A 9,789-nucleotide genomic window follows, 5' to 3' on the forward strand; every position below is an offset into this window, starting at 1 on the left:
ACGGCTGCCGTTACAAAAGTGAAAAGGCTTACCAGTTTTCCCACTTTGGTATCCCAATAATAGGTATCCTGCGGTTCAACACGGATGATGGATACATTCGGATCATCTTTTCCATCTTCAAACCAGGCTTTTGCCATTGGCGACCATTTGTCTTCGATAGTAGAACGGTCCTTATAAATGGTAGCCGTTCCGTATACGGACAGGTACTGGTAATCGCTGTTATTCATGAAAAACAACTGAACCCTTTTATCCTCTTTGATTTCGAAATTTTTATTGCTGGTATCACTGCTGATAAACCATAGATTACCATCCTGATCAGTTTCCTGTAAAGACATCGGACGTGTATTGATCGGAAGCTTGTCCAGTTCTGTACAGAACATACAGATTTTAGCGCTTTCTGATAAATCCTTGATCTTTTTAACGGCATCCTGATGGGTAAGATTTTCTGTTGACATAATATTATATTTTAGTGATTAATTTTTCAGTGATCGTTCGTTGAAGTACATCTACCCATTCAAAAACCCTACCATAACACAAATCACGGAATGAAAAAACAGGATAACGGAAATCCGGTTTAATAACCGGCTGATACTCTTTATTCTTATTCTGTAAACACCAGCTGTACTTTATTTTTTTTCAACAGGAGAAAACCTTTCATGAAACCACAGAAGACCGAAAAGGTAAAACGAATGCAGCAGCTGGGATTCAATGGCCGGCCAGTTTTCTATGGAACAGCTTCCCAGCACCAGGATACTCATTAATGCCAGTGCCGCATAAATCGTCAGCCTGATCCTGTAGCGGATCAGCAACAGAATTCCGATTGCTGCTTCGGCAAAAGGAAGCAGGTAGCCGAAAGGGATGAGCAAAGATTCGGGAATCACGGATTTCTCCATGGTAGTAACCATCCAATCGCTGAACGCCCGGAGCTTGGGAAGCCGTACCAGTCCGTGGCCGAGAAGGGAAACAGCAACCGGCAGCCGCGCAAAGAAAAAAGCAGTAGCAAAATCTTTCATTGTTTCTTTTTTAAGTGTTCCTGAAGGTTTAAAAAGCAATATGCTTACCACACCCCGGAAGTATTGCATAAAGGGCAGGACCGGCACTCGTCCATCCTGTTTTTACCTGCCCTTCGCTTATATCGGGAAGAACAAACGGGACCAGGCGATCCCTGGAGTTCCGTATCGGTTACAGGAAATCCTTTGGCCCCATAAAAGAAAGGACATCCAAGTCCGTTGATTTACTTATCTAAATTTTGTACTTCTGCAGGTAATTGATAATCCCGATGACATCATCATTTCCGAAACCCGCATCATGAGCCGACTGATAAGTCCTGATCAGGGTTTCAGACAATGGGAGGTCAGCACCGGCATTTCTGGCCAGCAGAACATCTTTCAGCATCAGGTCGAGGGCGAAAGCAGGATCATACTGATCTTGTACCAGAAGAGGCGTCTTCACCTTGGTTGCTCCGCTGCCACTTGCGCTTTCATTGATGATTTCCAGCATTTCCTGTCTTCCGATTCCCAGTTTATCAGACAGGATGATGGTTTCAGCAAGTCCCTGGTAGAGTGTTGACAGGAAATAATTGACCGACAGTTTAGCAGCAATCCCTTTTCCGTTTTCCCCCAGATGACGGATGCTCTTCCCCAGTTTCTGCAGATAAGGCAGTGCCCGCTGCAGGTCTTTATCCTCGCCGCCTGCCATAATAATCAGTGTTCCTTCCGCTGCCGGCACCGTGCTTCCGGCTACCGGAGCATCAATAAAACCGGCTTCCTTGATTTTTACCGCGGCCGAAATTTCTTTACTCGCTTCAGGAGAAACTGTACTCATATCAATAAAAAGTTTTCCTTCGAGCTTCTGTTTCAGGATTTCCTCATATACAGCATGTAAAGCCCGGTCATCCGTAAGCATCGTAAAAATGATATCACTGCCTGCAATCAGATCCGGGATGCCGGAATATACGGTGGATTGCAGTTTGAAAGCTTCTGCCTTTTCGGCAGTACGGTTGAATACGGAAAGCGGAAATCCCGCTTTTTCAAGATTTTTCGCCATCGGATATCCCATATTCCCTAATCCGATAAATCCTAATTTTTCTTCGTTCATGATTTGAATATTAATCTGATAAATTTCAGTATTTCGCTGACCTGCCGCACTAGATGCTTTTCAGTTTCTTCATAAACTGCCCGATGGACGGTCTGAGCTCCTCAAATAGAGGATGGCCTTTCTGCGTAATCATCACCTCCGTAAAAAGCTTGAGACCCAATGCAAATTCATGGGCAGTCTGTTCATCATCAAAAATATTTTTGGTTTTCACCCGTTCAAAAATCTCGAAAAGATCATCATGATTGCTGAAAGTGAAAGACAATTTTTTACTGCCTTCCGTACCGTCTTTCAGGGAGACCTCCCGGAGGTCCAGCTGATAGTGATTGTTCCGTTTTTCCATAAGTATCAATTAAAACAGCAGCAGAACTTCGTGTACCACCTTGTTCTTTATGTAAATTTCGGAATTTTGTCCAAATATCGTGCATGGTATCCCACAAAATTTTCGGATCGTGAAAAACCCGCCGGTAACGGAGAAAAATGCGCCGGAATTTTTTTTACTCATAAATCTTACGGATTTTTGCAAAAAAAATATGAAGATCATCGATATTGAAAAATGGAACAGAAAGGAACATTTTCATTTTTTTTCCAATATGGCAAGCCCGTATTTCGGGTTTACCACGGAAGTAGACTGCACCCGGATGTATGAACAAGCAAAAGACCTGGGCCGCTCTTTCTTCGCTGCCTATATGCATGCTTCCATGGCTGCGGTGAACAGGGTGGATGAGATGAAGCTGCGTATTCTTGATGGCCAGGTGGTCTTATATGATACCGTTAATGCAGGAACCACCATCGGAAGGGCGGACGGAACTTTCGGATTTGCCTATATTCCGTTTTCAGAGGATTTCCATACTTTTAATGAGGTGCTTCAGCAGGAAATACAAGAAGTACGGAATTCCACGGGACTGCGGATGAACAACGGGGAACTGGGAAAAAACCTGATCCGGCATTCTACAATTCCCTGGAACTCATTTTCAGCATTGCTGCATCCGACCCCGCTCGATAAAACGGAATCCGTACCTAAAATTACTTTCGGAAAATTCAGCATCAGGGACCGGAGGAAATTCCTACCGGTTTCCGTGGAAGCACATCACGGACTGGCAGACGGTTTCCATCTGTCGAAATACCTCGGGGAATTTCAGGAATTGCTGAACCGGTAAATATGTTCCTTTATCAATGGCCGTTTTTCCTGCTGGCACCCTGTATCCGTTATCAGATCTCCTGCATGAAAAAGTAAATACAGAAAAATATTATCCCATAATGATATAATAAAAAACTGGAATTGAAAGGATATCGTATCAGATCGATCATCCATATGCAGGAGCAGAAGATTACAATTTATGATTAGTGTGAATTAAAGCCCTTTCCCAGACGCTCCTGTTACCTGCAATTTTCTGCTGAAGCTTGATGATATGCCCTGTCCGCAAAAAATAAATCACTTTTTTGATACTATTGATTAGAATCATAAAAAGAGACCTGGTAAAACTCTAGTTTTGTTCTCAGAGATTTGAAATACGGAAGATCCCTGTACCCAGGGGACGGAAGTATTGAAAAAAGGCCGGCGTGGTATGTATGTGGTATTTCGATTGGATGAAATTCTGATCATTTTTTATTTCTTTGCTTTTACGTAAAAAATAAATTGCCATTATTTTGATGATATTTTTAGCTAAAGAGCCAAAATAACGAAAAATGTAAATACTACCAGAGCAGACCTATTTTAGAAAATAATAAAATAGTAAGCATTCGATAACAGGCTTCATAAAAATGAGCATTGAAACTCTGCCATGAAGTAGTATGTGAGGAATGAAATAATGCTGGCGCTTATTATATTATTATAAAAGCAACAGAAATTAGTAGAGTTGAGAAAATATTATGAAAAACGAAAAGACCGAATTCAATTTAGAAGATGTAAACCAGAAGATTTTTGTACAGGACGAAATCCTGGCTTTGGCAAAAGATAATTCTCCGAGGCTGTTAAGCAAGTTCAGGCTGGTAGACCCCGAATTTTTTAATAAACTGTCTGCCATTCAGCCCAATCTTAAAAATTCTGAACTGATTTTTTGCATCTATCTGAAACTCAATTTAACCACCAAGGAAATTGCAACGTACACTTTCGTTACTCCGAAAGCCATACAGAACCGCAAAAACAGGCTGAGGAAAAAATTGAGTATAGCGTCAACAGTTGATATTTACAAGTGGTTTAATGATCTTTAAACCACCTTTTTTTTAACAGGACCGGTATTTTATTTCACAGGAAGAAGTTGACAAGCGCTGCTGAACTGCTGATGAAATACCGGTTTTGGCTGTCTGGAAACTCCATTTTTTATACTGCGATCCGTTGATCAGAGCCTATCCGGTCATGATCATAGAAAAACAGGATAAGCATTATCCAATATTATTGGCTACAAAAATTCCGGATCCGGGATTCTATAACTACATTTGCATCAGTTAAAAAGCAGGAATCAGATCCTGTGTTTAAATGATACACAATGAAAATAGAAATCTGGTCGGATGTTATGTGCCCGTTTTGCTATATCGGGAAAAAGAATTTTGAAAAAGCACTGGAACACCTGCCTTTCAGAGACGAGGTGGAAGTAGAATGGAAAAGCTATCAGCTGGATCCTTCACTGGATCCCGATCAAACAATCAATACATTTGCCTATTTCAGGGAAAAGAAAGGGATCGTGGAAGCACAGGCCGATGGGATGCTTAACCAGGTTACGGATATGGGGAAAAATGCGGGGATTGATTTCAGGTTCGACACAACACTGATCACAAACACTTACCCGGCCCACAGGATCCTTCATCTGTCCAAGAAATACGGAAAGTCCGGTGAAATGGAAGAAGCTCTTTTCCGGGCCCATTTTACTGACGGGAAAAATGTGGCGGATCCTCAGGTTCTGGTTTCGCTGGCCAAAGCAGCAGGCATCAGTGAAAATGAAGCTGTGCAGGCGCTGGATACCGGCCGTTTTGATGACGATATTCAAAAGGATATTGCAGCAGCTCAGCATTACGGAGTTCCAGGAGTGCCTTTTTTTATTCTTAATGGAAAATATGCCATTTCAGGAGCACAGCCTGCAGACCTTTTTGCCGACGCATTGCTGCAGACCTACGGGGAAACCGTATCCGTCATCAGAAAACAGGATGACGGCAGCAACCTGTCCTGTGATGACAGGGGTTGCAGCATATGAATGGAATCCTTACTTTTGGACCCATCTAATTCATATTCTTTTCTATGATCACAATAAACGGCGGACAGCAGTTTGCCTTGGATAATACCCTTTTTGTTTTTGCTCTGGATTCGGAAGCAGGCAGCATCTTTAATGACAAGAACAAACTCATTACCGGTATCGGAAAAGTGAATGCTGCCATCGGACTTACACGGGAAATCCAGCGAAGCAGGCCGGAACTTATCATCAACCTGGGTTCTGCCGGAAGCAGCAGTTTTCAGAAAGGGGAAGTGGTCTGCTGCACCCAGTTCATCCAGCGGGACATGGATGTGCGCGGACTCGGTTTCAGCCTTTATGAGACACCGCTCTCCGGGATCCCGCCTGTGCTGGAATATGGACTGGCAAAAGAAGGACTTCCCCGGGGAATCTGCGGAAGCGGTGACAGTTTCGAGATGAACCACTCCGAAACGGATTATACTATTGTGGATATGGAAGCCTATCCGCTGGCTCTTATTGCCATGAAGGAGAAAATTCCTTTCCTGTGCCTGAAATATATTTCCGATGATGCCGGAAGCGGGGCTGCAGATGACTGGACGGTTCAGGTACATCTGGCAGCGGAAGCATTCAGCCGCATCTTATTCACTATTATTTAATAAAATATGACATCACCAACCATCCGCAGTGCAACACCGGAAGACCTGCCCGTCCTGCAGCACCTGGGAAGGCAGACTTTTTACGAAACCTTTGCCGCCAGTAATACGGAAAAGGCTATGCAGAGATATCTTGATGAAAGTTTCTCAGCGGAAAAGCTGCTGAAAGAACTGGAAAACAGCGGTTCCCTCTTTTTTTTGGCCTGTGACCAGACTGATACCGTAGGCTATCTGAAAATAAATACCGGAAGCGCCCAGACCGAACTTCAGGACGAATACTCCCTGGAAATTGAGCGGATTTATGTAAAAAAAGCTTACCACGGCCATAAAATAGGACAACTCCTGTATGAGAAAGCATTGGAAACAGCTCTTGACCGGAAAAAGAAATACCTGTGGCTGGGCGTTTGGGAAGAAAATCACAGAGCACTGGCTTTTTACAGGAAAAATGGCTTTACGGAGTTCGGCAAACATCTGTTCCGGCTGGGAAATGAGGAACAAACCGACCTGATGATGAGGAAAGAGCTGTAACCGATGATCTGAAGATGGCATTTGCCTGAAATTTCCTGTTGTCTGTCTAAAGACGTGTCTCCTCACTTAATGATGCTGAAAACTTCAGCAATCTGCCTGATTTGCTCCAGGCAATCCCATTACTGTCATTACATCTCGTAAATTTCAGCGTCGGTAAACACATAAAATTTACCGTTTTTAGGTGTATTTTTAGTATCAAGCCCGGTAAACTCACTGAAAGCAGGTAAAAGGAGCTGCTTGGCCGTTACAACGAAACAGGGAAGCCTGATTTTTTTTACCGGTGAACTGATGATAAATCCCGGATGGATGTGGCCGGTAATCTGCAGCTTGGGCAGTTTTTTCTCATAATCGTGCACCAGCACGAAATGATCGGTTTCAAAGACTTTTGATCTTGCGCTCAGGCAGAGTTTGGCTTCCAGCTTTTTGGAGAGCCGGTCATGGTTTCCTTCAACCAGGTGGAACCGCAGCCCGGGATACTGGCTTTTCCAGCTGCAGAATTCATCCACATCCGAGTTATCCCCTGCATGAAGAAGATCACCCACCACAATGAATTGTTCGGGCTTGAAATATTCAATCAGGATGGAAAGCCGCTCCAGGTCATTCTTCATGATCTGATTGGCCAGTGCGATCCCGTTTTTCCGGAAATGGGCAGTCTTTCCTATATGAAGATCCGATAGGACAAGTGCTTTCTGATCTTCCCAGAACAAAGCCCTTTGGTTGGTTAAAATAAAAGTCTCGTTATGAAGGGTGATGGAGTGGGTTGCAATTTTCATTATTCTAATTCTCATTCATTGACCTACGAACCTACGGGATTGTCATCATCGGCAGGTACATCCGCTTTTAAAGGTCGAAAGCTTTCGCTGTACATTACTTATTTCAGCATCACTACTTACTTTATTTTACTTTTTTCGCCTGCTGGATCAGCTTCTGTATCCTCGAATCCAGGTCTTCGCTGGAAAGCGTCTGCCGTAAAGAATCTACTTTAATCGGGAAACTGAGCGGTGTAAAAGTATTTGCAAATTTGAGGATTATTTTTGACTTTTCAATCCTTTTGAAAGCTTCCACCAGCCGTTGCTCCTGAAGCTGGGCATTGAAAACTTCGGTATACGACTGCCGGACCAGGAAATTATTCGGATCATAGTCTTCCAGGACTTTAAAAATAAGCCCTGCCGAACTCTGCAGCGATTTGTTGGAACGTTGTTTTCCCGGAAAATTCTGGACTACCATCCCGGAGATTACCGCGATATCCCTGAATTTCCTTCTGGCCATTTCCGCAGAATTGATGCTGGATATCACATCGGTCATCAGGTTCTCCCGGGTCAGGATCCGGTGGAGGTTTTCCTCATTCAGCGGAATTTCCTTATCACTGAACAATTCAAATCCGTAATCGTTCATTGCCATAGAAAATGAAATCGGGGCCAGCTTGGAAATCCGGTAGGCGACCAGTGCTGCCATCACTTCATGCACCAGCCTTCCTTCAAACGGATACATGAATAAATGATAGCCTTCACGGTTTTTGATCATTTCCACCAGGAATTCATCCTCATGGGGAATATGGGACCGTTCTTCCTGGTTGGCAAGGAGAGGATGCAGGAACTTAAGTTCTTTCTCAGAAGCTTTGGGATTCAGGGCACCGGATAATTTTTCACGCAGGTAATGACCCAGATTGGTACTCAGGGGCAGCCTTCCGCCAAGATAGCTCGGGGCAAAGGCTTTTCCCTTGGCGGTCCGTACAAAAACGGTCATGTCTTTGATCATGGCTACTTCAAGCACCCGTCCGGCCAGTATAAATTTGTCTTCTTTTTTTAACCTTGAAATAAAATATTCCTCCACCATACCGATATAACCTCCGGAAATAAACTTTACCTTCAGCATGGCGTCACTTACGATAACCCCCATATTCATGCGGTGCAGCATGGCAATCTTCCTGGACGTGACTTTATAGATGCCCTCTTCATCAATAACCACTTTATAGAATTCCTCATAGCTTTTCAGGGCTTTTCCGCCAATAGTCAGGAAATCAAGCATGCCCTGCCATTCTTCATCCGTCATATCCCGGAACGCAAACGTTTCTTTGATCCGCGGATACATTTCCTCCGGCCGGAATCCGTCACCGACGGCCAGGGTCATCATGAACTGTACCAGGACGTCAAAGCAAAGGACCTGCGGATCCCTTGGTTCGATCACATTATTTTTAACCGCCTCCTTTAAAGCAGAAACTTCAATCAGTTCCAGGGAATGGGTAGGTACGCAGTAAATTTTTGAAAGTTCGAAAGGAGAGTGGCCGCTGCGTCCTGCCCGCTGAAGGAACCGCGCCACACCTTTGGCTGACCCGATCTGAATCACGGTATCCACCGGCTTGAAATCGATGCCCAGATCCAGGGAAGAAGTGGAAACCACAGCTTTCAGCTTTCCTGAACTTAAATTCTCTTCAATCCATATCCTCAGGTGGGCATCAATGGAACTGTGGTGAATGGCGATCTGCCCGGCAAAATCAGGATAGGCATTCAGCAGCAGCTGATACCACATTTCGCTCTGGCTCCGGGTGTTGGTAAAAACGATGGTGGACTGGGAATTTAAGATAATCGGGACTACCTTATCGGCCAGCTTGTGACCCAGATGTCCGGCCCAGGGAAGAATTTCCACTTCATCGGGAAACACCGGGATGATCTCGATCTTTTTCTTTTCTTTGGCGGTAACCGTCGTGTTTTTTATACCGTACGGAATCAGTACTTACATCGCTTCGTCAAGGTTTCCGATCGTTGCGGTAATTCCCCAGATCTTAAGCTTAGGCACATATTTTCTGAGCTGTGCAACGCCCAGCTCGATCATGACGCCGCGCTTGGAACCCAGCAGTTCGTGCCATTCATCAATAACAATGGTCTGGAGGTGCTCAAAGAACCGCTGGTGTTTTTTCTGTCCCAGCAGCAGATGGAGGCTTTCAGGTGTGGCTACCAGTATTTCCGGCATATTTTTTACCTGTTGCTGGCGGACTTTGGGGTCTGTGTCCCCATTTCTTACTCCTACCAGCCAGTCGAGACCGATCTCGTCAATAGCCTCCTGCATGGCTTTGGCAATATCCTTTGAGAGCGAGCGCAATGGCGTGATCCAGATCATTTTCAGCCCTTTACGGTACTTTTCGGGCCGGTTCAGGAAATCACAGATCATGGCGAGGAAAACGGAATAGGTTTTTCCGAATCCCGTAGGGGCAATCACCATTCCGCTGTATCCGTTTCCGAATTTGCGCCAGGTTTCTGCCTGGAATTTAAAAGGGGAAATCCCTTTATCTGCCATCCAGTTGCGGATGACACCGAATCCGTTGCTGTCTTCAAATGCTGCCAAATTAT

Annotated in this window: 12 protein-coding genes; 5 read left to right on the forward strand and 7 right to left on the reverse strand. The window is 44.4% G+C overall.

The annotated features are described in order from the left end of the window. The 4 genes from QZ735_RS08895 to QZ735_RS08910 all read right to left on the reverse strand — a co-directional run. The coding region (locus QZ735_RS08895) for a pyridoxamine 5'-phosphate oxidase family protein (RefSeq protein WP_294247092.1) at positions 1-455 on the reverse strand (455 nt) is incomplete at its 3' end. Positions 456-626: 171 nt separating this feature from the next. Then, entirely contained in the window at positions 627-1,013 is a 387-nt protein-coding gene (locus tag QZ735_RS08900; RefSeq protein WP_294247094.1) for a DoxX family protein, read from the reverse strand. Positions 1,014-1,242: 229 nt separating this feature from the next. Continuing rightward, positions 1,243-2,121, reverse strand: a complete 879-nt coding sequence (locus QZ735_RS08905) for an NAD(P)-dependent oxidoreductase (protein ID WP_367117839.1) — start codon at positions 2,119-2,121, stop codon at positions 1,243-1,245. Positions 2,122-2,146: 25 nt separating this feature from the next. Beyond that, the gene (locus tag QZ735_RS08910) at positions 2,147-2,437 is read right to left on the reverse strand and encodes a DUF3861 domain-containing protein (RefSeq protein WP_294247096.1); all 291 of its coding nucleotides are present in this window, start codon (positions 2,435-2,437) and stop codon (positions 2,147-2,149) included. Between the two features lie 190 nt (positions 2,438-2,627). Here QZ735_RS08910 and QZ735_RS08915 point away from each other — a divergent pair, with 190 nt between their 5' ends. The 5 genes from QZ735_RS08915 (at position 2,628) to QZ735_RS08935 (ending at position 6,442) form a co-directional block, all read left to right on the forward strand. Next, positions 2,628-3,254 (forward strand): chloramphenicol acetyltransferase, encoded by a 627-nt coding sequence (locus tag QZ735_RS08915; RefSeq protein ID WP_294247099.1) that lies wholly within the window; start codon positions 2,628-2,630, stop codon positions 3,252-3,254. A gap of 712 nt (positions 3,255-3,966) precedes the next feature. After that, entirely contained in the window at positions 3,967-4,308 is a 342-nt protein-coding gene (locus tag QZ735_RS08920) for a hypothetical protein (protein WP_294247102.1), read from the forward strand. Between the two features lie 275 nt (positions 4,309-4,583). Next, positions 4,584-5,285, forward strand: a complete 702-nt coding sequence (locus QZ735_RS08925) for a DsbA family oxidoreductase (protein WP_294247104.1) — start codon at positions 4,584-4,586, stop codon at positions 5,283-5,285. 44 nt (positions 5,286-5,329) lie between these two features. After that, positions 5,330-5,917 (forward strand): nucleosidase, encoded by a 588-nt coding sequence (locus tag QZ735_RS08930; protein WP_294247107.1) that lies wholly within the window; start codon positions 5,330-5,332, stop codon positions 5,915-5,917. 6 nt (positions 5,918-5,923) lie between these two features. Then, entirely contained in the window at positions 5,924-6,442 is a 519-nt protein-coding gene (locus QZ735_RS08935) for an N-acetyltransferase (RefSeq protein WP_294247112.1), read from the forward strand. Positions 6,443-6,570: 128 nt separating this feature from the next. On the opposite strand, the gene pdeM is transcribed toward QZ735_RS08935, so the two are convergent. The 3 genes from pdeM to QZ735_RS19510 all read right to left on the reverse strand — a co-directional run. Further along, positions 6,571-7,215 carry a ligase-associated DNA damage response endonuclease PdeM gene (gene pdeM / locus QZ735_RS08940; protein WP_294247115.1) on the reverse strand — a complete coding sequence of 215 codons (645 nt, stop codon included), beginning with the start codon at positions 7,213-7,215 and terminating at the stop codon, positions 6,571-6,573. A gap of 121 nt (positions 7,216-7,336) precedes the next feature. Further along, complete coding sequence (locus tag QZ735_RS08945; RefSeq protein ID WP_367117837.1) at positions 7,337-9,103, reverse strand: helicase-related protein; 1,767 nt, start codon at positions 9,101-9,103, stop codon at positions 7,337-7,339. A 72-nt stretch (positions 9,104-9,175) separates the two neighbouring features. After that, positions 9,176-9,789, reverse strand: a 614-nt coding sequence (locus QZ735_RS19510; RefSeq protein ID WP_367117838.1) for a DEAD/DEAH box helicase, incomplete at its 5' end; no start/stop codon positions are given.

It is taken from the genome of uncultured Chryseobacterium sp., assembly GCF_913776365.1.
Taxonomy (GTDB): domain Bacteria; phylum Bacteroidota; class Bacteroidia; order Flavobacteriales; family Weeksellaceae; genus Chryseobacterium.